At 62.8% G+C, this 23,022-nt stretch carries 17 protein-coding genes; 7 read left to right on the top strand and 10 right to left on the bottom strand.

The window, feature by feature from the left end; genetic code table 11:
• Nucleotides 1-155: 155 nt before the first annotated feature.
• Complete coding sequence (locus I8746_RS18895; RefSeq protein WP_003252545.1) at nucleotides 156-1,118, bottom strand: NAD(P)H-quinone oxidoreductase; 963 nt, start codon at nucleotides 1,116-1,118, stop codon at nucleotides 156-158.
• 139 nt (nucleotides 1,119-1,257) lie between these two features.
• Here I8746_RS18895 and I8746_RS18900 point away from each other — a divergent pair, with 139 nt between their 5' ends.
• A complete protein-coding gene (locus I8746_RS18900) occupies nucleotides 1,258-3,339 on the top strand; it encodes a carboxy terminal-processing peptidase (protein WP_014754213.1) in 2,082 nt (693 codons plus the stop codon).
• Nucleotides 3,340-3,456: 117 nt separating this feature from the next.
• A complete protein-coding gene (locus I8746_RS18905) occupies nucleotides 3,457-4,530 on the top strand; it encodes an EAL domain-containing protein (RefSeq protein WP_221100937.1) in 1,074 nt (357 codons plus the stop codon).
• A 187-nt stretch (nucleotides 4,531-4,717) separates the two neighbouring features.
• Here I8746_RS18905 and I8746_RS18910 read toward each other — a convergent pair whose 3' ends face one another.
• The 5 genes from I8746_RS18910 to pcaQ all read right to left on the bottom strand — a co-directional run bounded on the left by I8746_RS18910 (nucleotide 4,718) and on the right by pcaQ (nucleotide 8,233).
• Nucleotides 4,718-5,086, bottom strand: a complete 369-nt coding sequence (locus I8746_RS18910; protein WP_003252539.1) for a hypothetical protein — start codon at nucleotides 5,084-5,086, stop codon at nucleotides 4,718-4,720.
• The gene (locus I8746_RS18915; RefSeq protein ID WP_004577645.1) at nucleotides 5,083-5,421 is read right to left on the bottom strand and encodes a helix-turn-helix transcriptional regulator; all 339 of its coding nucleotides are present in this window, start codon (nucleotides 5,419-5,421) and stop codon (nucleotides 5,083-5,085) included. Before I8746_RS18915 ends, I8746_RS18910 begins: the two co-directional genes overlap by 4 nt.
• A 114-nt stretch (nucleotides 5,422-5,535) precedes the next feature.
• Nucleotides 5,536-5,973 (bottom strand): YkvA family protein, encoded by a 438-nt coding sequence (locus tag I8746_RS18920; protein WP_010952766.1) that lies wholly within the window; start codon nucleotides 5,971-5,973, stop codon nucleotides 5,536-5,538.
• Between the two features lie 288 nt (nucleotides 5,974-6,261).
• Nucleotides 6,262-7,014, bottom strand: coding sequence for an FKBP-type peptidyl-prolyl cis-trans isomerase (locus I8746_RS18925; protein WP_012053420.1), 753 nt, complete (start codon nucleotides 7,012-7,014; stop codon nucleotides 6,262-6,264).
• 286 nt (nucleotides 7,015-7,300) lie between these two features.
• A complete protein-coding gene (pcaQ, locus tag I8746_RS18930) occupies nucleotides 7,301-8,233 on the bottom strand; it encodes a pca operon transcription factor PcaQ (RefSeq protein WP_221100938.1) in 933 nt (310 codons plus the stop codon).
• A gap of 154 nt (nucleotides 8,234-8,387) precedes the next feature.
• Between pcaQ and I8746_RS18935 the strand changes: the two genes are divergently transcribed.
• Nucleotides 8,388-9,710 (top strand): hypothetical protein, encoded by a 1,323-nt coding sequence (locus I8746_RS18935; RefSeq protein ID WP_231138395.1) that lies wholly within the window; start codon nucleotides 8,388-8,390, stop codon nucleotides 9,708-9,710.
• Nucleotides 9,711-10,321: 611 nt separating this feature from the next.
• Here I8746_RS18935 and I8746_RS18940 read toward each other — a convergent pair.
• The gene (locus I8746_RS18940) at nucleotides 10,322-11,251 is read right to left on the bottom strand and encodes an AraC family transcriptional regulator (protein WP_012053423.1); all 930 of its coding nucleotides are present in this window, start codon (nucleotides 11,249-11,251) and stop codon (nucleotides 10,322-10,324) included.
• Between the two features lie 295 nt (nucleotides 11,252-11,546).
• On the opposite strand from I8746_RS18940, the gene I8746_RS18945 reads away from it, so the two are divergent.
• From I8746_RS18945 to I8746_RS18960, 4 genes are all read left to right on the top strand, one after another.
• On the top strand, nucleotides 11,547-12,887 hold the full coding sequence (locus I8746_RS18945) for an MFS transporter (protein WP_088513587.1): 1,341 nt from the start codon (nucleotides 11,547-11,549) through the stop codon (nucleotides 12,885-12,887).
• Nucleotides 12,888-13,107: 220 nt separating this feature from the next.
• Nucleotides 13,108-13,818: a fumarylacetoacetate hydrolase family protein gene (locus I8746_RS18950; RefSeq protein WP_012053425.1), complete on the top strand. Its 711-nt coding sequence runs from the start codon at nucleotides 13,108-13,110 to the stop codon at nucleotides 13,816-13,818.
• 18 nt (nucleotides 13,819-13,836) lie between these two features.
• Nucleotides 13,837-14,595 carry an SDR family oxidoreductase gene (locus I8746_RS18955; RefSeq protein WP_012053426.1) on the top strand — a complete coding sequence of 253 codons (759 nt, stop codon included), beginning with the start codon at nucleotides 13,837-13,839 and terminating at the stop codon, nucleotides 14,593-14,595.
• A gap of 24 nt (nucleotides 14,596-14,619) precedes the next feature.
• A complete protein-coding gene (locus I8746_RS18960; RefSeq protein WP_012053427.1) occupies nucleotides 14,620-15,570 on the top strand; it encodes a 2-hydroxyacid dehydrogenase in 951 nt (316 codons plus the stop codon).
• A 127-nt stretch (nucleotides 15,571-15,697) separates the two neighbouring features.
• On the opposite strand, the gene nirD is transcribed toward I8746_RS18960, so the two are convergent.
• From nirD to I8746_RS18975, 3 genes are all read right to left on the bottom strand, one after another.
• Nucleotides 15,698-16,060: a nitrite reductase small subunit NirD gene (nirD, locus tag I8746_RS18965; protein WP_014754224.1), complete on the bottom strand. Its 363-nt coding sequence runs from the start codon at nucleotides 16,058-16,060 to the stop codon at nucleotides 15,698-15,700.
• Nucleotides 16,060-18,612: a nitrite reductase large subunit NirB gene (gene nirB / locus I8746_RS18970; RefSeq protein WP_060546486.1), complete on the bottom strand. Its 2,553-nt coding sequence runs from the start codon at nucleotides 18,610-18,612 to the stop codon at nucleotides 16,060-16,062. The genes nirD and nirB overlap by 1 nt, the downstream gene beginning before the upstream one ends.
• A 279-nt stretch (nucleotides 18,613-18,891) precedes the next feature.
• Entirely contained in the window at nucleotides 18,892-22,917 is a 4,026-nt protein-coding gene (locus I8746_RS18975; RefSeq protein ID WP_221100939.1) for a bifunctional nitrate reductase/sulfite reductase flavoprotein subunit alpha, read from the bottom strand.
• Nucleotides 22,918-23,022 lie beyond the last annotated feature (105 nt).

The raw sequence follows: 23,022 nt of genomic DNA on the forward strand, positions 1-23,022 counted from the left end.
CGGCCACGCTTGAGGAAAGCCTGGATGGCTGACTGCTTGAATTGTGTTGAGTACTTGCTCATGAAAACCCCCAGATGATGGACAGATGTCCAACATCTGGGGCGCAGCTCATCCCGATGTAGGAGCGGGTTTACCCGCGAAGGGGCCAGGCCTGCTTACACCAGGCTGGGGTCGATCACCATCACCAGCTTGCCCGACACCTGGTTGGTCTCCAGCTCGGCATACGCCGCCTGGGCAAACTCCACCGGGTAGGTATCGACCAGCTGCGGCGACAACCGCCCCTCGGCGAACAGCGGCCATACTTGCTGCTGCAGTTCGCGCAGCAACTCGGCCTTGAAGCCGTCATCACGGTTGCGCAGGGTGGAACCGGTAATTTCCAGGCGCTTGCCCAGCACCTGGGCCAGGTCCAGCTCGAACTTGCGTCCGCCCATCAGGCCGATGATCACCCAGCGCCCGTCACGGGCCAACAGCTTGAGGTTCAGCTCACCGTAGCCAGCGCCGACCGGGTCGAGAATCACATCGAACGGGCCGAAACCTTCCAGCGCGTCCAGGTTCTCGTTACGTACCACACCACCCGCAGCGCCCAGCGCCTGGCAGTAGGCCAGGCGGTCCTGCGAACCGACGCTGACCCATACCGGGCTGCCGAACGCCTTGCACAGCTGGATGGCGGCCGAGCCAACGCCACTGGCGCCGGCGTGCACCAGCACCTTCTCGCCAGCCTTCACTGCACCGAGCTGGAAGATGTTCAGCCAGGCGGTGGCATACACCTCCGGCAACGCTGCTGCTTCATGCAGGCCAAGGCCCTCGGGCACCGGCAGTACATGACGGGCGTCGACCACCACTTCCTCGGCCATGGCGCCACTGGCCAGCAGGGCGCAAACGCGGTCACCCACGCGCCAGGCGGCACCAGCCCCCACTTCTTCAACCACCCCGGAACACTCCAGCCCCATGTATGGGCTGGCACCTGGTGGTGGCGGGTACAACCCTTTCATCTGCAGCAGGTCGGCGCGGTTCAGCCCCGCAGCGGCCACGCGAATGCGCACTTGGCCCGCGTCACAGGTCGGGCGTTCGGCCTCGACCCACTCCACATGTCCGTCAACGCCTTGCAATGCCTTCACAGTGCCTCCATAGTTGAATCATGACTGGGCCTGAGGTCGCTTACCTCAGGCCTTTTGCAGTATTTGCCCGGCTCCATGGAACCGGCAACGGAAAAGACGGCCTACTATGCGTGATCAATTGCCTCCACGTCGAATCAGCATGAAGCATTTCCTTCCAAGCACCGCACTGGCTGTGATGATCGGCCTGGGCAGCCTCACGCTCGGCGGCAATGCGGCGGCCGCCAACAAGTGGGACAGCCTGCAGCCAGACCGCGACGAGATCGTCGCCAGCCTCAACGTGGTGGAATTGCTCAAGCGCCACCACTACAGCAAGCCACCCCTGGACGATGCCCGTTCGGCCATTATCTACGACAGCTACATCAAGCTGCTGGACCCGGCGCGCAGCTACTTTACCGCTGCCGACATTGCCGAATTCGATAAATGGAAAACGCAATTCGACGATTTCCTCAAGAGCGGCAACCTGGACCCGGGCTTCACCATCTACAAACGCTACCTCGACCGCGTCAAGCAACGCCTGGACTTCGCCCTGGCCGAGCTGAACAAGGGCGTGGACAAGATTGACTTCACCACCAAGGAAACCTTGCTGATCGACCGCAAGGATGCGCCGTGGATGAAGAACCAGGCCGAGCTCGACGACTTGTGGCGCAAACGCGTGAAAGACGAAGTGCTGCGCCAGAAGATCGCCGGCAAGGAACCCAAGCAGATCCAGGAAACCCTGATCAAGCGCTACAAGAACCAGCTCGCGCGCCTGGACCAGACCCGTGCCGAGGACATCTTCCAGGCCTACATCAACACCTTCGCCCAGTCCTACGACCCACACACCAACTACCTGTCGCCGGACAACGCCGAAAACTTCGACATCAACATGAGCCTGTCGCTCGAAGGCATTGGTGCAGTGCTGCAAAGCGACAACGACCAGGTCAAGATCGTGCGCCTGGTACCAGCAGGCCCGGCAGCCAAGACCAAGCAGGTGGCCCCGGCTGACAAGATCATCGGCGTGGCCCAGGGCAACAAGGAAATGGTCGACGTGGTGGGCTGGCGCCTGGACGAAGTGGTCAAGCTGATCCGCGGCCCGAAAGGTTCGGTGGTGCGCCTGGAAATCATCCCGGCCAGCAATGCGCCTAGCGACCAGACCAGCAAAATTGTGTCGATCACCCGTGAAGCGGTGAAGCTTGAAGAGCAGGCGGCGAAGAAGTCGGTGCTCAAGCTCAAGCAGGACGGGCGTGACTACAAGCTGGGCATCATCGAGATCCCGGCCTTCTACCTGGACTTCAAGGCCTACCGCGCTGGCGACCCCGAGTACAAGAGCACCACGCGTGACGTGAAGAAGCTGCTCACCGAACTGCAGAAAGAGAAAGTCGACGGCGTGGTCATCGACCTGCGCAACAACGGCGGCGGCTCGCTGCAGGAAGCCACCGAGCTGACCAGCCTGTTCATCGAGAAAGGCCCGACCGTACTGGTGCGCAACAGCGATGGCCGCGTCGACGTGCTGGAAGACGAAAACCCGGGGGCCTTCTACAAGGGCCCGCTGGCACTGCTGGTCAACCGCCTGTCGGCCTCGGCATCGGAGATCTTCGCCGGTGCCATGCAGGACTACCACCGCGCGCTGATCATCGGTGGCCAGACCTTCGGCAAAGGCACCGTGCAGACCATCCAGCCGCTCAACCATGGCGAGCTGAAGCTGACCCTGGCCAAGTTCTACCGGGTTTCCGGGCAGAGTACCCAGCATCAGGGGGTGCTGCCGGACATCGACTACCCCTCGATCATCGACACCAAGGAAATCGGCGAGAGCGCCCTGCCAGAGGCCATGCCGTGGGACACCATCCGCCCGGTGGTCAAGCCTGCGGCCGATCCGTTCAGGCCGTTCCTGGCCCAGCTCAAGGCGCAACATGAGGCGCGCAGCGACAAGGATGCCGAGTTCACCTACATCCGCGACCGCCTGGCCCTGACCCAGAAGCTGATGAACGAAAAAACCGTCAGCCTCAACGAGCAGGAACGCCGCGCACGCCACGATAGCGTCGAGGCCAAGCAACTGGCGCTGGAAAACACCCGCCGCAAGGCCAAGGGTGAAGAACCGCTGAAGGAACTGAAGAAAGAGGACGAAGACGCTCTGCCGGTCGAGGATGAAAACACCAAGCCGGAAGACGACGCTTACCTCGCGGAAACCGGTCGCATCCTGATCGACTACCTCAGTGCCAGCACCAAGGTGGCCAAGAAGTAAGGCACCTCAGCAATGATGGCAGAATAATGCGACCTGTCATCAAACAGTCATCGCGCTGTCGTGAAATATGAGGGCCGGGCATGCAGATGCCCGGCCCTCATTTTTCAGGAATCCATCATGACCGTTGCCGAACAGCTCAGTGCCTTGAGTGCCATCCTGGCTCAACGCCGTATTCACAGTCTGTTCCAGCCAATCATGTGCCTGAGTGAACATAGGGTGTTCGGCCATGAGGCGCTGAGCCGTGGCCCGTCCAACAGCCCGCTGCATGCGCCGCTCAACCTGTTCACCATCGCCCGCCAGGCCGGCCGCCTGACCGAGTTGGAAGCCGCTTGCCGAGAAAGCGCCTGCCGACGCTTCAGCGAGCAGCAACTGCAGGGCAAACTGTTTCTCAACATCTCACCCGAATCGCTGCTGGAGCCGCACTACCCCTCTGGCCTGACCCTGAAACTGCTCGAACAGGTTGGCCTGCCGCCCAACCGGGTGGTGATCGAGTTGACCGAGCACACGCCCACCGACGACTTCCAGCTGCTGTCCAATGCCCTGCACCACTATCGCGACATGGGCTTCTCGATTGCCATCGACGACCTGGGCGCGGGCTATTCCAGCCTGCGCCTGTGGTCGGAGCTGCGCCCCGAATACGTGAAGATCGACCGGCACTTCATCGACGGCATCCACCGTGACCCGCTCAAGCGCGAGTTTGTTGGCTCTATCTTGCAGATTGCCCGGGCATCGAAGGCACAGGTGATTGCCGAGGGCATCGAGCTGGCGGAAGAGCTGGCGGTGCTGGTGGAGATGGGCGTGGACCTGGTGCAGGGCTATTTGCTAGGGCGGCCACAGGAGCGAGGGGTACGCGACAGCGGGCTGCTACCGGCACTGACGCAGGTGCCACTGGCTGAACAACCGACAGTGCGCTTGAATGCCACGATCGGGCAGCTGCTGGAGCTGTTTGGCCGATACCAGCACCTGGAGGCATTGGAAGTGGTGGATGCCGATGGCAGAGGGTGCGGGTTGATTCACAGGGATGCGCTGCCTGTGCCGGCCTCTTCGCGGGTGAACCCGCTCCTACAACACCGACAGGTGTCCACCCTCGATCAGGCGTGTAGGAGCGGGTTTACCCGCGAATACGGTAGCGGCGGCAACGGTGAACGGCGGGTGGAGATTGGCCAGCAGGCCCGGCCCTTTCGCGGGTGAACCCGCTCCTACAACAGCCTGATTCCAACCCCCGATGTGTGGCCACCACCGATCTGCGTAGGAGCGGGTTTACCCGCGAATACGGTAGCGGCGGCAACGTTGAACGACGGGTGGAAACTGGCCAGCAGGCCCTGCCCTTTCGCTCAGGGTCACCACCTGTAGCGAACAGGCTGGAATGGGTAACGCTTCAGGCCGTTTCGGGATAGCTGTACTCGAACACCCGAACCACCTCAGAAGCATGCCACGAGGCAGCCTCCATGCCATCGACCGGCCCGGTAAACCGCCCCAGGCGCTCGACACACTCAAAGAAGCCAGTTCGCGGCAAACGGCTGGCGCCTTGGCTGATCACCAGCGAACTGCGCAATGGCTGCTCGGCACGGGCATCCAGCACCGCCAGGTATTCCAGCGCGGCAGTCAGTGTCTGCATGGCCGGGCTGGGTAGCTGCAAGCGCTCGATCAGCGCTCGGTATGTCAGCAAATGACGTTGACGACGGGCCAGGTCAAGCTCGCCCAGCAGGTTATCCCAGTGCTGACGGCTGATCCTGACCTGGCTCATGATGGCTCGCTCCAGCCAGCCACCCCCAGATGCCAGGCCAGGGCGCGGCGGATGGCAGCATCTGGCTGGCGTTCACCCGATTCGATCATGGCCAGATACGCCGGGCTCACCCCGACATTGCGCGCCAGTTGCTCAGGGGCAATGCCCTTGGCCTGGCGAATCTGGGCGACTTCGCTGAAGGCTGGCAGGGGCGCACTGGCAGCAACGCCCTGCGCCTCACTGGAAACCGCCTCGGCAGGTGCCTGCCCTGCAGCGCTGAGCAACGCCTGGTATTGCTCCCAGGGAACGACGGCGTACTCGGGTTGACCGTCCCGGCTGATGACCTGAATACCCATTACAAACCCCTTTAAAAAGGATTACAGCATGTAATCCGTAGGCATAACCCTTATGCCAATTATATTACCAACTCCGAGGTCTGTGCAGTTGAGGTGAGATTCAGGCCGGTTTCATTACTTGTTGCGCTCCAGCCGCAGCGCTTCCGGGGTAGCCGGCAGGCGCTCGACCACGCGCAGCCGCTCGGGTGCCTGGCTATCGCGCCAGGCCTTGAAGCGCGCCAACTCGTCGGCCACGGTTTTCAACACCCAGCCCAGCACCGCGATGTCATCGAGGAAACCCACCCCCAGCAACCAGTCAGGGATGGCATCGATGGGGCTGACGAAATACAGCAGGCCTGCCACGACAGTGACCAGTGCCTTGGGGCTGATGGCGCGGTACTCCCCCCTCCACCAGGCCAGGCACAGCGACTGCAGCAGCTTCACGTCTTCACGCAGTTGGCCGAGGCGCGGGCCTTTGCGCGCCACCGCGAACAGCAGGGCCGGCAAACGACCGCGGCTGAGCAGGCGCTCGGCCAACGGCAGGAAACGGGCAAAATTCCAGGGTGCGCTCATGGAGCCTCCGAGAGGAAAAGGTTATCCACATTTATTGTGGATAACCTTGTGAACAGGGCGACGTTTCCGACCCCAGGTGCCTGCCAGGCAAGGGGCCCGGTCAGATCGGGCGTTTTTTACACAGTCGTTTCACGCCATGACTACCTGCGCCGCAAACGATTTGCGTCAGAAACATCCTACTTCTTCACGCTGCATTTCCTCGGACAGTATCAGCTGTTGCAGGTTCGTCCAATCGGCACAAACGAAAACGCCCCAACAATGTGGGGCGTTTCCGACAACCAGCCAATGTTACTTGGCAGGTGCTTCTTCAGGGGCGTCGGCCTGCGGCTCGGCACCTTGCAACTGGGCCGGATCCTTGATGGCGATCAGTTCCAGGTCGAACACCAGTACCGAGTTGGCCGGGATCAGCGGGCTTGGGCTTTGTGCGCCATAGGCCAGCTCCGCCGGGATGAACAACTTGTACTTCTCGCCGACGTGCATCAGTTGCAAACCTTCGACCCAACCTGGGATCACACCGCTGACCGGCAGGTCGATCGGGCTGCCACGCTCGACGGAGCTGTCGAAGACCTTGCCATCGATCAGCTTGCCTTCGTAGTGGACAGTGACCACGTCAGTCGGTTTGGGCTGCGGGCCGTCGGCCTTCTTGACCACTTCGTACTGCAGGCCCGAGGCAGTGGTAACCACGCCTGGTTTCTTGGCGTTTTCTTCGAGGAATTTCTTGCCGGCGGAGGCGGCTTCTTCGCTGGCCTTGGCCAGGCGCTCCTCGGCGCGTTTCTGCAATGCGGTGAAGGCCTCTACCAGCTCTTCGTCCTTGATGCGTTGTTCTTTCTTGCTAACGGCGTCTTCGATGCCGAGGGCGACTGCTTTCGAATCAAGGTCTTCCATGCCTTCCTGAGCCAGGCTCTTGCCCATGTTCAGGCCGATACCGTAGGAGGCTTTCTGCGCCGGAGTCTTCAGCTCGGGGCTGCTGGCTTGTTGATCGCAGCCAGCCAGTACCAGGCCTACCAGGGCAACCGCAGCCGCCAAACGATGCTGTTTCATGCTATTTCCTTGTTCATGCGCCATGAGGGCAATCAGGGTAAAGCCGCGAGCTTATCAGGCGGCCATGACCAATGGCTACCGGCATAGGAGCGGGTTTTCGTAAGGAAGTTCAGTCATTAAAAGCTTCTTCATCGAAGCTTTACAGCCATTGGCCAGTATTGACCCTTTGTGCCGGGTTTGCCGGGCTTTTGTGGCTTTTTATTTCTGCAGGTTCTGAGGTCGGAAACATCGGGGTGATCGGCGCTTTTCACAGGGGCTAAAACAGGTCAGGGAGCCCCCGAAAACCTCAAGGATACCGACCCTCTCGATATTCCCCCGCCACCTCCCGCAGCACCTCTCCCACCCACTGGCCCGGCAAACTCAACGGCAAGGCGGCATTGCGGCAAATCCCCACCGACCCTCCCGGCTCGCGCACCCCCAGGTCAAGCTCGACCAGTTCGCCACGGCGCAGGTCGAGCAGCACGGCATCACGCGGCGCCACCCACAGGCCATCGCTGCCCAGCAGGTAGCGCCGGCTCAGGGCAAGCGACAGGGTTTCCAGGCGCTGCGCCGGCATCTGGATGCCGCATTGCACGAACAGGCTGTCGGCGTGCTGGCGGATGGTGGTGCCAGCGGGTGGCAGCACCAGCGGGAAACGCCCCACCTGCCCCCGCTCCACGGGCGTGCTGGCCAGCAGCGGGTGACCCGGGCGCACCACCAGGCTCATCGACTCGCTGTACAGGTGCTCGAACGACAACCCCTGGATTTGCGGACTGTCGGTCATGCGCCCGACCACCAGTTCCAGCTCCCCCAGGTGAAGCTGGCCAAGCAACTGCGCGCTGACCCCGGTGACCACGCTGATCACCAGCGCTTCATGGCGCTGATGCAGGCGGCACAGCACCTCGGGCATGAGCAGGCCTTCGACCGTGGACAGCACGCCAATGCGCACCTGCGACGGCGCCCGCGCTTCACCGCGCAGGCTGCTGACGCCATCGCGCAGCGCCTGCACACTGGGCCCGGCGTAACGCATGAAGCGGGTGCCGGCCGGGGTCAGCTCGACACCCTGGCGGCTGCGCTCGAACAAGCGCGCCTCGAGCAGGTCCTCAAGCTCCTTGAGGGTCTTGGAAATCGCCGGCTGGCTGATCGACAGGCTATCGGCCGCCCTGGCCAGGCTGCCCTGCCGGGCAATCTCCAGGAAGCACAGCAGGTGGCGGTATTTGATGCGGGTGTCGAGGTTCATGGTAGCAAGCTTACCGCATCGCTACCTGCGGCGTATCCAGGTCTGCCGCCCCGTGCTCCCCGTTGCAGCCCAAACTCCAGGACCGGATCGTTATCCATCGACCACCAACGCCTATCATTTTTGCCAGTACCCGCAACCATCCGGATCGCATTAAATGAGATCGCAAAAACCACTTCCCCAAGTGACAGGTCATATCATGCATCCAAATATGGTTTTTTTTGCCCAGACTCAACACTACCCCCGTGATTACCAAGGCGAGCGTCAGGAACTCAAGGCGCCCATTGACGTAACCTATGCCGACAAAGGTCACCTTCACATCGGCGAGCCTACCGCGGATCCTAGAAACGCGGTTTCGCAAATCCTGGCAAGCAACTACTATCCCGAGCGATTTTACTTGAGAGGCGTCCACAACGGCACGAAACCTTTCATTGCGCGCACCTTGAAAGATGGCGAGCTGGATACGTCTTTCAACAAAACAGGTCTTGTCTATCTGACTGACCTGAGCACAGTTTTTGATTATCATAGTTACCTGCACATGGCCGAGGATGCGGAGGGTCACATCCTGCTCACTATGAATGATCTAACCCAAGGCTTCACCCACCTGTGGAAGCTTAAGCCAAACGGAAAGCCAGATACTGATTTCGGCAGCAACAACGGCTACATCATCCTAAATAATTTTTTCAATTTTAAAGATATCACGCTCTACCAATTCACCACTTACAAGAACGACTATATCTTCTCAGGTTCCCTTGAAAACGCTCCCATCCTTTTCGTGCTCACCCATGAAGGTGTCCCACGCCAGAGCTTTGGTAAGCTAGGCATCCTCAAGATGCAAGATCTTATTCCGGACCTCCGTTATGTCATTGGGGCGCCTAAGATGCTGGAGGTTGGTGAGAAGGTGCGCATCATCATCTACACGCGCTATTTCAACGATTCGTCGAGCATAAACGGAATCGCAGCACTGACATTGTCCGGAGCGCTCGACCAGCGCTTCGCTGACAACGGGGTCTATTGGTCAAAGCCTGGCATTATCATTTATGATTTCACGCTAAATAACGCCAGTCAGCGCATCACCGTCCACGGCCAGGTGTGGTCCGAAGGGACCAGTACTCCCATGATCTATCGGCTAGACTACACAGGAAAACCTGCTAAAGAATTCAACGAGGGTCGTGTCGTATTATTCCCCATTGAGGGTGGCTGGGACTATATGACAGAGGCCGATGGAAAACTGGTAGGTTATGGTTCATTTCTCGATCGCGGCATGGCGGTGCGTTACCGTCTGGACGGCCAACTTGATACTACATTCGTGCCGCCGAATGGTTACGGTGTTTTTACGGCAATCGGGTCGCAACCAGGATTCTATGGTAACAGCCATTCCGCGACGGTAATGCCAGAAAGCCAACGCCTACTCGTAGCGGGGCGGGAAATACAGACGGGTTCCACCCCTTGTGTCATTGCCGTCTCATTGAAGCAATAAAAATGAGACTAACTGGCACTTCACCAGAGACTGCATGAAAGTCTTGAGACGAAGTTCAGGCAATGCGAAAACAGCCAAGGAAGCGGAGTTTACGGGCTGTAAACCGACATCCCGAGGCTGTTTTCAACGCAGCATCAACGCGTATCAAGACTTAAGTGCTCGACAGGATATCGGCCGCCCCGGCCAGGCTGCCCTGCATGTCCAGATCGTTGACGCACCTGTCACCTCTGCCAGTAGCCGATCCTGGCGAAGCATCGCTCAATAGGTGTTCAGCGATTATTGTGAGTGGAGCTCAATACCAGGTCCGAATCAAGAATGCCGAGGGTGGCCTGATCGGTTACGGTGGTTTCTATGACTTCAACATGGCGGTGTGCTACCACTCAAGCGGCCAACTGGACACTCGCTTTACCCCCCCTATGGCTACGGTCAGTTGGGCGCGTTTTCGCCGCAGGATGGTTTCCATACCGCCGAGAATTCGGTAGTAATCGATACCGACAACCAGCGCATGCTGGTGAGCGGGCAAGACGTACAGCAGGGCTACCGACTCCCCTGCCTGCTCGCCCTCTCTCTGAGACCGGTCCAGTAGTACGCCACGGCAGAAGCGGGCAGGCTTAAAGCATTGCCGCCTGCGGCGTATCCGGGTCGCGTTGCTGGCGTCGGAACTGGCCAGGTGGCAGGCCGTGGATCTGGCGGAAACGTCGAGAGAAGTAGGCTTCGTCCGCAAAGCCACAAAGCCGCGCCACCTCGCCCACTGGGCGGCTGCCGTTGAGCAGGTAGTTGCGTGCGGCGTGCATGCGCCGCTCCAGCACCAGCTCGCTGAAGGTCTTGCCGATTTCCTTGCGCAGCCAGTGGGTCAGGTAGGTCGGCGACAGGTAGGTGGCGGCAGCGACTTTCTGCAGATTCAGGTCGGGGTCGTCGATATGCCGGCGCAGGTAGTCGCTCATGCGGCCCAGCGCAGCACGGCGGCTGAGCTGGGCAGCGTTGCTGTCGGCCAGTTCGCGCAGCGGCTCGGCATACAGGCCACAGACCTGGCCGATCAGCTGCAGCAACAGGCCTTTGAGGATTTCGCGGGTGCCGAAACGGCGGTTGGCATCCAGCGCACGCATGCGCTCGAGGGTTTGCCGTACCTCGGCAAAGTCCGGCTCACTCAGGTAGAAGTCGAGATGCTCCTGAAAGCGGAACGGCGACAGCTCCGGCGCCTGCAGGATCGACACTTCCTCCAGGTCCATCGGGTCGCAGGCCAGGTGCGGCAGCAGGAACGTCTGGGAGAAATTGATCACCACGAAGTCGCTGTCCTCCGGATGCGGGATCACATGCACCCGGTGCGGCAGGATGAAGGCCAGGGTGTTGCGTCTGAATGGGCGTTGCACGCTGCCGATGTGTTGCACCGTGTCGCCGCCGAGATTGACCTGGATCTGGAAGTACTCATGACGATGCGGCGCGGTCTCGGCGGGACGCCCGCGCTGGTCGCGGATGTAGAAATCCATCAGCTCGCTGCGCTGCTGCATGACATAGGTCGGAACCTCGCGCTTGGGGGGCATGGGCAATCTCCGGGATACAGGCGCTTTAAGTTGTACGACGTCCAAACTCTGCAATTTAACCCCTTATGCAAAAACCTGCGCAACCGCAAACCCACGCAGCCCTCTGAGAATGCGCTATTCAACCAATATTTCAGGCGAAACCCCGGCTGAGAAATTTCTTGGACAGCACAGCACTGCCCCGCCTCCAATGAAAAAAACGGTCTAAATACCCCGTTGCATTCACCGCGTTGTACGACCACCTTAGAAAAGGGACTGCAGCCCAACCTCTACCAACAACAACAAACGAGGTCGACTCATGTCGAGCACGCCTACCCCCCGCGCCGCGTCGTCGTACACGCTGGACGCGGCCCCTGCCCAGCGCCTGCCTACCCGCCGCCGCTGGTTCATGCTGTCGCTGCTGCTGGTGGCGACCATCATCAACTACGTCGACCGGGTGAACATTTCCATCGCCGCGCCGTTCATGGCCAAAGACCTGGGCCTGGACAAGGTCGAGATGGGCCTGATTTTCTCCGCCTTCGCCTGGACCTACGCGTTGGCCCTGGTACCGGCTGGCTTCATTGCTGACCGCTTCGGCTCGCGCCTGACCTATGGCGTGTCGCTGATCAGCTGGTCGGCGGTCACCGTGGCCCAGGGCCTGGCCAGTGGCTTCGCCTCGCTGTTCGGCCTGCGCCTGGCGGTCGGCGCCATGGAGGCCCCGGCCTTCCCGGCCAACAGCCGTGCGGTTACGGTATGGTTCCCCGCCCGCGAGCGCGGCATGGCCAGCAGCATCTACGTATGTGGCCAGTACCTGGGCACCGCGCTGTTCACCGGCGCGCTGCTGTGGCTGGCGACCACCTATGACTGGCGCCACGTGTTCTACAGCACCGGCCTGGTGGGCATCCTGTTCGGCGTCGTGTGGCTGGTGCTGTACCGCGACCCGCTGAACTGCAAGAAGGTCAGCAAGGAGGAACTGGCCTATATCGAGCACGGTGGTGGCCTGGTGAAGAGCAGCCAGCAACGTACCCGCTTCGACTGGCGACAGGTTTCCGAGCTGTTCCGCTATCGCCAGATCTGGGCGATCTGCCTGGGCAAGTTCGCCAGCACTTCGGCGCTGTACTTCTTCCTCACCTGGTTCCCCACCTACCTGATCGAAGAACGCCAGCTGACGCTGATCAAGGTCGGCATCTTCGCGGTCATGCCGTTCATTGGTGCCACGGTCGGCATCCTCCTGGCGGGCATCGTCTCCGACCTGCTGATCCGCAAGGGCTACTCGCTGTCGTTTGCCCGCAAGCTGCCGCTGGTGGTGGGCTCGATGCTGGGGATGTCGATCGTGCTGGTGAACTTCACCGACTCCAATGTGCTGTGCATCGCCGTGCTGACCCTGGCGTTCTTCGCCCAGGGCATCGCCTCGTCGTCGTGGGCTGCCGTCTCGGAAGTGGCGCCAAAGGAGCTGATCGGCCTGACCGGCGGCATTACCAGCCTGGCGGCGAACATCGGCGGCATCGTCACACCGATCGTGATCGGCGCGATCGTGCACGCCAGTGGCTCGTTCGCCATGGCGTTCTGGTTCATCGGTGGTGTGGCGTTGATGGGCACACTGTCTTACTCGTTGCTGCTTGGGAAGCTGTATCGCATCGAGCTGAAGGCTGCGGGCTGAGCCAAGGCGTGTATTGACGGTACCGGCCTCTTCGCGGCTAAAGCCGCTCCTACGGGGGGACGGTATTGCCCCTGGGTTTGACGCTATCCCTGTAGGAGCGGCTTTAGCCGCGAAAGGGCCGGTCCAGGTGCCTTGGATAGTCCAACCCAACCCCGCTTTCGTCCAACTTTGCCGGCCAGCCGCTGGATACGCTGTCCACTCCAGTACGGAGGATCCACCCATGACCTACCTGTTCAACCCGCCGGCCATCGTCAGCCTGCCGATCCGCGGCAGCGATGCGCGCTTCCCGGTCGGCCGGGTGTTCTGCCTAGGCCGCAACTACCCGTGGCCGGAATCCTACGGCGCGGCGCCGCAGGAGCCTGTGTTTTTCATGAAACCGGCAAGCAACGTGGTCGAGGCACTGGGCGAACTGCCCTTCCCGCCGCAGACCGACGAGTTCTGCCATGAAATCGAACTGGTCGCGGCCATCGCCAAAGGCGGCGCCAACATCGCCCGCGAGCATGCCCTGGAGCATGTGTTCGGCTTTGCCGCCGGTCTAGACATGACCCGTCGCGATCACCAGCGCAAGGCCAAGGCCGAGGGCCTGCCGTGGGAAGGCGCCAAGGTGTTCGAGGCTTCGGCACCGATGACCGCCATCGTCCCTGCCAGCGAATGCGACTGGCCGCTGGATACGTCGCTGTGGCTGCAGGTCAATGGCGAGGAGCGCCAGCGTGCCCACCTGAGCCAGCAGACCTGGGCATTGGCCGAAGTGATCAGCCGGCTGTCACGCCAGCTGCCGCTGCACCCGGGCGACCTGATCATGACCGGCAGCCCGCCCGGCGTGGCCCCGCTGAACCCGGGCGACACGATACACGCCGGGATCGACGGTATTGGCGAGCTGCACCTGCGTGTCGGCCCCCGCCCTGCCGGGCAAACAGCCAACGCAGCCTGAACCTGACGGAGACCCGACATGACCCAGAACAAGAAAATCGCCCTGGTCACCGGTGCCGGTAGCGGCATCGGCCGCGCCGTCGCCCTCGCCCTGCTGGAGGATGGCTTCAGCCTGGTGCTCGCCGGGCGCCGCGCCGAACCCCTGCAAGCCGTGGTTGCACAGGCGCTGGCAGCAGGCGGTGAGGCACTGGCCGTGCCCACCGATGTACGCGACGAGCAAAGCGTCGCGCAGCTGTTCGCCACCATCGAAGAAGTGCACGGCCGGCTCGATGTGATCTTCAACAATGCCGGCATCAACGCGCCCGCCGTGCCGGTGGACGAGCTGCCGTTGGAGAACTGGCGCAACGTCATGGCCACCAACGTCGATGGTGTGTTCCTGTGCGCCCGCGCCGCCTTCGGCCTGATGCGCCGCCAGCAGCCGCAAGGCGGGCGAATCATCAATAACGGCTCGATCTCGGCGCACACCCCACGCCCGTTCACCGCACCTTACACCGCCAGCAAGCATGCGGTGCTGGGCCTGACCAAGGCGCTGGCGCTGGATGGTCGGCCTTACCACATCGTGTGCAGCCAGTTGGACATCGGCAACGCCCTGACCGAGTTGTCCGAGCGCATGACCCGTGGGGTGCGCCAGGCCAATGGCGAGATCGCCGCCGAACCGATGCTCGACGTGCGCCATGTGGCCGATGCGGTGCGCTACATCGCAGCGCTGCCGCTCGACGCCAACGTACTGAACATGACCGTGATGGCCAGCAACATGCCGTTCGTTGGCCGTGGCTGATCCCTGTTTATGATGGAGTGACCGATGAAACCAGAAGTCCTGCAACTGAGCCCTATCCTGATCCCGCAGATCCGTGAGCGCCTGGAACAGCTGTTCACCGTACACCGTTACTACGAACAGGCCGACAAGGATGCCTACGTCAGCCAGTATGCAAGCAACATTCGGGGCGTGATTACCGGCGGCCACACCGGCATCAGCCAGGCGCTGATGGCGCGCCTGCCCAACCTCGAAGTGATCGCCGTCAATGGCGTCGGCACCGACGCGGTAGACTTGGCCTATGCCCGCGATCGCGGCATCCAGGTGACGGCGACCCTCGGTGCGCTCACCGAGGACGTCGCCGATCTTGCCATCGGCCTGCTGATCGGCTTGTGCCGGGGTATCTGCACCGGTGACCGCTTCGTTCGCGCCGGCCGTTGGGCCACCAGCACCACGCCGCTGGCACCGCTGCCACTGGCCCGGCAGGTGTCGGGCATGCGCGTGGGCATCGTCGGCATGGGCCGGGTCGGGCGGGCGGTAGCACAGCGGGCGACAGCCTTCGGTTGCCCGATCCGCTACACCGATCTACAGGCGCTGGATGTGCCCTACGGGTTCGAGGCAGATCTGCTGCAGTTGGCCAAGGACAGCGATGCGCTGATACTCGCGGCGGCGGCTGACAAGGGCGAGGCGCTGATCAATCGCGACGTGCTGCGGGCGTTGGGCGCCGAGGGGTATCTGATCAATATCGCACGCGGCAAGCTGGTGGATGAACCCGCGTTGGTCGCGGCGTTGCAGGCCGGCGAGATCGCTGGCGCGGCGCTGGATGTGTTTGCCGATGAACCGCGAGCGCCCGAGGCGTTGTTCGAGCGCGAAGATGTAGTCCTGCAACCGCATCGCGCCAGTGCCACGGTACAGACACGCACGCGCATGGGCGAGATGGTGGTGGCCAGCCTGGTGGATGTATTTGCCGGACGCAAACCGCAGGGGTTGGTTATCTAGTCGGCTTGTGCTGGCCTCTTCGCGGGAAGGCCCGTTCCCACAGGTGCAGCGCCGTATTTGAAGGCGGTGCAGATTCCGTAGGCGCGGGCGTGCCCGCGAAGAGGCCGGCACAGGCAGCAAAGGGGTATCAGGCCACCGCCAGCTCCACCGCCTCCCCCTTCAACCGCACCGGCCACACCCGCAACCTCTGCCCGGCATCCTCCAGGCACTCCCCACTCAGCAGGCTGAAGTGCTGCTTGTAGAGCGGCGCTGCCACCACCAACTCACCTTGCACACTGCCCACCAGCCCGCGGCCGATGATGTTGGCGCCGGAGCGTGGGTCGCGGTTGTCCACTGCATACAGCGGCTGGGCCTGCCCCGGCAGGTAGAACAACGCCACCTGGGCCCCATCGAACCAAACCACGACGCCGGAGTCGGCCACCAGGTCTTGTGCCTGGCACACCGTCTGCCAGTTTTCTTGCGTGTTCACAGCAGCATTGGCCAGGTTCATCAGACAGCCTCCTCGACAGTTGGGATCAGGTGCAGCGGTGCAGCAGGCCGGCGTTGCTCGCGTTCGCGCACGAAGTGCACGTCCGGGTCGGCGCGTCGGTCGTTGACGAAGGTGCGGAAGCGCTTGAGCTTCTCCGGGTCGTTGAGGGCATTGGCCCACTCGCATTCATACTGGTCGACCACCTGCTGCATCTGCGCTTCCAGCTCGTTGGCCAGGCCCAGGCTGTCGTCGATGATCACCTGCTTCAGGTAGTCCAGCCCGCCTTCCAGGTTTTCACGCCACACCGAGGTGCGCTGCAGCTTGTCGGCCGTGCGGATGTAGAACATCAGCACGCGGTCGATCAGGCGTACCAGGGTTTCGTCGTCCAGGTCGGTGGCGAACAGCTCGGCATGCCGCGGGCGCATGCCGCCGTTGCCGCACACGTACAGGTTCCAGCCCTTGTCGGTGGCGATAACGCCGATGTCCTTGCTCTGCGCCTCGGCGCATTCACGGGTGCAACCCGATACCGCGAACTTGAGCTTGTGCGGGCTGCGCAGGCCCTTGTAGCGGTCTTCCAGGCGCAGGGCCATGGCGACACTGTCCTGCACGCCGTAACGGCACCAGGTACTGCCCACGCACGACTTCACCGTGCGGGTCGACTTACCGTAGGCGTGGCCGGTTTCGAAACCGGCCTCGATCAGTTCGCCCCAGATCAGCGGCAGCTCGTGCAACTGGGCGCCGAACAGGTCGATGCGCTGGCCACCGGTGATCTTGGTGTACAGGTCGTATTTCTTGGCCACCTGGCCGATGACGATAAGCTTGTCGGGGGTTATTTCACCACCGGGAATGCGCGGCACCACCGAATAGGTGCCGTTTTTCTGCATGTTGGCCATGAAGGTGTCGTTGGTGTCCTGCAGCGGTACCAGTGCCGGGTCCATGATCGGCTGGTTCCAGCACGAGGCGAGAATGTTGCCCACCGCCGGCTTGCAGATGTCACACCCCAGATGGCCCTTGCCATGGCGCTCGAGCAGTTCGCTGAAGGTGCGGATACCCTCCACCCGCACCAACCCGTACAGCTCCTGCCGGGTGTAGGCAAAGTGCTCGCACAGGCTCTTGTCCACCGCCACGCCGCGGGCCGTCAGTTCGTGCTCGAAGACTTGCTTGAGCAGGGCCGCGCAACCGCCGCAGCCGGTCGCGGCCTTGGTGCAGCCCTTGACCGCAGCCAAGTCGCTACAGCCACTGTCGATCGCGGCGCACACCGCCCCCTTGCTGACGTTGTGGCAGGAGCAGATGGTCGCGCTGTCGGGCAGCGCATCGGCGCCCAACGCCGGCGCACCACCGCCTTGCGGCAGGATCAGCGCTGCCGGGTCGGCCGGCAGGGCGATGCCGTTCTGGGCGTACTGCAACAGGGTGTCGTAATAGCTGTTGTCACCGACCAGCACCGCGCCGAGCACGTGCTTGCCGCTGGCATCCACCACCAAACGGCGGTAAGCGCTGTTGGCTTCATCGATGAAGCGATAGCTGCGCGCGCCCGGCGTGGCACCGTGGGCATCGCCGATCGAACCGACATCCACCCCCAGCAGCTTGAGCTTGGTCGACATGTCGGCGCCGGTGAACGCCACTGCCGCCTCGCCCATCAGCAGCCCAGCCAGGTTGCGCGCCATGCTGTAGCCTGGGGCGACCAGGCCGAACACACTGCCGTTCCACGAGGCGCACTCGCCGATGGCGAAGATGCGTGGGTCGCTGCTGCGGCAGTGGTTATCGATGACCACGCCACCGCGCGCGGCGATGTCCAGGCCGCAACCCCGGCCCAGTGCATCCTGTGGGCGGATACCGGCGGAGAACACGATCAGGTCGGTTTCCAGGTGCTCACCGCCGTCGAAGTTCATGCGGTAGCGGTAGGTTTCACCGGCACTGACCGACTGGGTGGCGCGCGCCAGGTGCACCCCCACACCCAGCGCTTCGATCTGCGCCTTCAACGCGGCACCGCCCTCGCCGTCCAGCTGCACCGGCATCAGCCGTGGGGCGAATTCCACCACGTGGGCTTCCAGCCCCAGCGACTTGAGGGCATTGGCCGCTTCCAGGCCAAGCAGGCCACCGCCGACCACCACCCCTCGGCGGGCACCGGCTGCGGCAGCACGAATGCCATCGAGGTCGTCCAGGGTGCGGTAGACCAGGCGGGCATTGCCGCTGGAGCCTTCGATCGGCGGTACGAAGGGATAGGAGCCGGTGGCCAGCACCAGTTGGTCGTAGCCATAGCGACCTTCGGCAGTGACGACTTCGCGGCGCTCACGGTCGATCTCCAGCACGGCCTCACCCAGGTGCAGGTGCACGCCATTGGCGTCGTAGAAATCGTGCTCACACAGGGCCAGGGTTTCGGCACAGCTGCCGCCGAAGTATTCGGACAGGTGCACGCGGTCATACGCGCGTTGGCGCTCTTCGCCGAATACCCGCACCTCGAAGCGCTGCAGGGCGCCGCGACTGACCAGTTGTTCGACGCAATGGTGGCCGACCATGCCGTTGCCGACGATGACCAGTCGCTCTCGTTGCCCGCTGCTCGCTGTTGCCTTCATAAGCCGATCCTCGATCAAAAAAAAAGCGCCTGGAGCCGAAGCTCCAGGCGCCTTTGCCTGTATTCATCACGGTAGGGGGCCCGGTTGATCGCCGTTGATCAGTGGGCTTTGTTGTATCCAAGGTTAAGCAGGGAGCGTGCCAATCGGGTTGCCTGGGTTGCCTGGGTTGCGTGGGTTGCCTGTGTCGGCCTCTTCGCGGGTAAACCCGCTCCTACACTTGCGCTGGGCCCGCCCAGCCAATGCACATTCAAGGTGCACAACACCCCATCTTGGAGCACTTCAGTACACATCGCGCCGATAACGCCTGGCCTTGCTCAAGCCTTCGACATAAGCCGCCGCCGCCGCCGCATCCATCCGGCCATGCTCGGCGACGATTACCCGCAACGCCGCATCCACATCCCTGGCCATACGCTGAGCATCGCCACACACATAGAAATACGCCCCCGCCTCCAGCCACTGCCACAACAGCGCACCCTGCTCAAGCATGCGCTGCTGCACATAGATCTTCTCGGCCTGGTCCCGCGAGAACGCCGTGTCCAGCCGCAGGTGCCCCGCCGCCTGCCAGGCCTGCAACTGCTCCTGGTAATAGAAGTCGGTCGCTGCGTACTGCTCACCGAAGAACAGCCAGTTGTCACCTTTTGCCCCCCGTGCCTCTCGCTCCTCGAGGAACGCACGGAACGGTGCAATGCCAGTACCAGGGCCCACCATGATCACCGGCACGCTGTCGTCCTCGGGCAAGCGGAAGTGCTTCGACACCTGCGGGAAGATCGCCACTTTCTGCACTTGCGCACGGTCGGCAAGGAAGCTTGAGCACACGCCTTTACGTTCGCCATAACGCACCGTCGACACCGTCAGATGCACCTGGCCTGGGTGCGCCAGCGGGCTGGAGCTGATCGAATAGAGCCGCGGCTGCAATGGCTTGAGCAGTTCCAGCCAGCTGGCCAGCGGCAACTGCTGGGGGAAGGCGCGCAGCACATCGACCAACTGCCGGCCCCACAGCCAATCTTGCAGCTCGGCCTTGCATTCAGGCTGCAGCAACCGCTGCAGGTCAGGCGCATTGCTGGCAAATGCCTGCAGTTGTTGCGCAGTGACCTTGGCAATTTCCAGATGTGCTTGCAGGGCTTCGGCCAATGGCATGGCGCAATGACCTTTAAGCTCGACCATCGCCTGGCCATCGAGCTGCATCAGCGTCAGCAGCTCTTCTACCAGGGCCGGGCAGTTGCGTGGCCATACGCCCAGGGCATCGCCGGCAGCGTAACTGAAGCCGCTGCCGCTCAGGTCGAAGACCAGCTGGCGGGTTTCCTTGCTGGCGCCGGGGCCATTGAGCAGGCGGTTTTCCAGTACGGTGGCCATCCAGGGTTGCTGCTTGCTGAAGGCCGATACGGGTGCAGGTTCACTCGCCGGAGGTGGCGCCGCGGCAGTGCCCAGTACAGGTAATAACGCTTCGAGCCAACTGGCAAAGGCTTCGTCGAAGTCTGGCTCGCAGTCCACCCGTTGCAGCAGGCGCTGCCCTCCCAGCTCGGCCAGGCGCTGGTCGAGCTTGCGGCCAAAACCGCAGAACTGGTCGTAACTGGAGTCGCCCAAGGCCAGTACGGCATAGGGCAGCCCGGCGCAGTGGGCGCCCTCCTCGCCCTGCAAGGCCTGCCAGAATGCCGCGCCGCTGTCGGGCGCGTCGCCATCGCCAAAGGTGCTGGCGATCAACACCACACTGGCAACCCCCTGCAGCTGGCTTGGGCTGACCGCCTCCAGGCAGCTGAGTTGCACGCTCAGACCAGCATCGCGCAGGCGCGCGGCACAGCGTTCGGCCAGTTGCTCACCATTGCCGGTCTGCGAGGCCCACAGCACCTGATGCCATGGCGCGGCCTGTGCCGCGATGGGCGCAGTTGCAGGCTGGGCGAACAGCCCGGCCAGCAAACCGTCGACAAACAAACGAAGGCTGGCAGCCAGCGGCGCACTGGCCGGCAGGCGGGGTACGCCCTCGGCGCGGGCCTGGTCCAGGCCCAGCAGGAAACCTTGCAGGTAATGACGCTCTTCTTCGGCCAGCACCGGAACCGGCAGGGAGTGCAGGCCAAGCAGACGGGACAGGGTGGCGGTCGGCATGCGGACAGGCTCTACAGTGGCAGTGTTCAGATCAAGGGCGTCGATGCGCTCGCCTGCGACCCGCTCCAGGGCTACGGCGCAGTGTTTGAAGGCAGGCTGCAGCGACAGCGGGTCGACCGCATCGCAGGTCGCGGCATTGATCGCCAATTGCTCGCCGATCAGGTCATTCCAGTGAAACGGCGCAAAGCAGTTGCCCGGCATGACCCGGTCACTGATGCGCGCCGGCAACACGGCGTGCCCCCGGCGCGAGCGAACGGCCACCTGGTCCTTTTCAGCGACACCCAGCCGGGCGGCATCCTCAGGGTGAATCTCAAGGTAGGGGCCGGGCTCCAGCTTGTTCAGTGCCGGCACCTTGCCGGTCTTGGTCAACGTGTGCCATTGGTGCTGCACACGGCCAGTGTTAAGCACCATGGGGTAGTCATCGTCCGGCACTTCCGCTGCCGGCAACCAGGGCCGCGCAAAGAAGCGCGCCTTGCCGCTGGCGGTGGGAAAGGCCAGTGCCGGCCGCCTACCCCGGGCATCGAGCAGGAGCGCCTGGCTGCTGCCGTCGTTGAGGTAGCGCAGCGGGCTACGATGCTGCTCGCTGCCCGGTGCACAAGGCCACTGGCGCGGCTGTGTCCGCAATTCGGCATAGCCGATACCGCGCAGGTCATAACCGGTAACAGGGTTGTGGAAGCGGCGTATTTCCTCATACACCGCTTCGGCATTGGGGTAGTCGAAGGCGTCGGCATAGCCCATGGCACACGCCACGCGGGCAATGATCTGCCAGTCCGGCAAGCTTTGCCCGGGGGGCTCGACAGCGCGTGGCATCAGGGTCAGGTTGCGCTCGCTGTTGATCATCACACCCTCACCTTCGGCCCACAGCGCGGCCGGCAGCAGGATGTCGGCGTAACGGTTGGTTTCGGTGTCGAGGAAGGCGTCCTGGGTAATGACCAGTTCGGCCTTGCGCAGGCCGTCGATCACTTGCTGGCGGTTGGCGACACTGGCCACCGGGTTGCTGCAGATGACCCAGCAGGCTTTCACTTCACCGGCTTTCATCTGCCCGAACAGCGCCACCGTACCCTCGCCGCCCTCGCTGCGCAGGCTGCCGGGTGGCAGTTGCCACTGCCGTTCGACGAACGCGCGGTCATCTTCCACCAACGCTGAGCGCTGGCCTGGCAAGCCGGGGCCCATGTAGCCCATGTCGCGGCCGCCCATGGCATTGGGTTGGCCGGTCAGCGAGAACGGGCCGCTACCGGGGCGGCAGATGGCACCCGTGGCCAAGTGCAGGTTACAGATGGCGTTGCTGTGCCAGGTGCCGTGAATGCTCTGGTTCAAGCCCATGGTCCAGCAGCTCATCCAGTTGTTGGCGCTGCCGATCCATTCGGCGGCCTTGATGATATCGGCCTCGGCCAGCCCGGTGATGGCGGCGACGCGCTCGGGGGTATAGTCGTCGAGGAAGGCCGGCAGTTCGTCCCAGCCTTCGGTGTGGCGGGCGATGAAATCGGGGTGGGTGTGGCCGTTGCGATGCAGCAGGTGCAAAAGGCCGTTGAGCAAGGCCATGTCACTGCCGGGGCGCACCTGCAGAAACAGGTCGGCCTTGTCGGCGGTGGCGCTGCGCCGCGGGTCGACGACGATCAGCCTGGCGCCGGCCTTGACCCGATCAAGCAGGCGCAGGAACAAGATCGGGTGGCAGTCGGCCATGTTGGCGCCGATCACCAGAAATACGTCGGCGTGCTCGAAGTCCTGGTAACTGCCAGGTGGGCCATCGGCGCCAAGCGACAGCTTGTAGCCACTGCTGGCGCTGGCCATGCACAGGCGCGAGTTGGACTCGATGTGGCGCGTACGGATAAAGCCCTTGGCCAACTTGTTGGCCAGGTACTGGGCCTCCAGCGACATTTGCCCGGACACGTAGAGCGCCACGGCATCCGGGCCGTGCTGGTCGATGATGCTGCGCAGACGCTCGGCGGTGGCAGCGATGGCCTGGTCCATGCTGGTGCGCACTGGCGGCTGGCTGCGTTGCTGGCGCACATAGGCGTCGGCCATGCGCCCGCTGGCACTCAGTGGCAGGTGTGCGGTGAGGCCTTTGGTGCATAGGCGGCCAAAGTTGCTCGGGTGCAGCTTGTCGCCGCTGATCTTGCCGACCTTGCCATCGGCAACGCTCATGACGATGCCGCAGCCCACGCCGCAGTAGGGGCAGACGCTGCGTACTTCGCTGTTGGCCATGGGCGGGCTCCTGTGGAAAACGCAAAAAGGCGCCGGCTGCCCCGGCATGCAGATGCAAGCGGGGCAACACGGCGCCTTTGTCGTGAAGTGGTGAGGGCTGTCGAC

The sequence above is a fragment of the Pseudomonas sp. USTB-Z genome, assembly GCF_019691255.1.
GTDB lineage: Bacteria > Pseudomonadota > Gammaproteobacteria > Pseudomonadales > Pseudomonadaceae > Aquipseudomonas > Aquipseudomonas alloputida.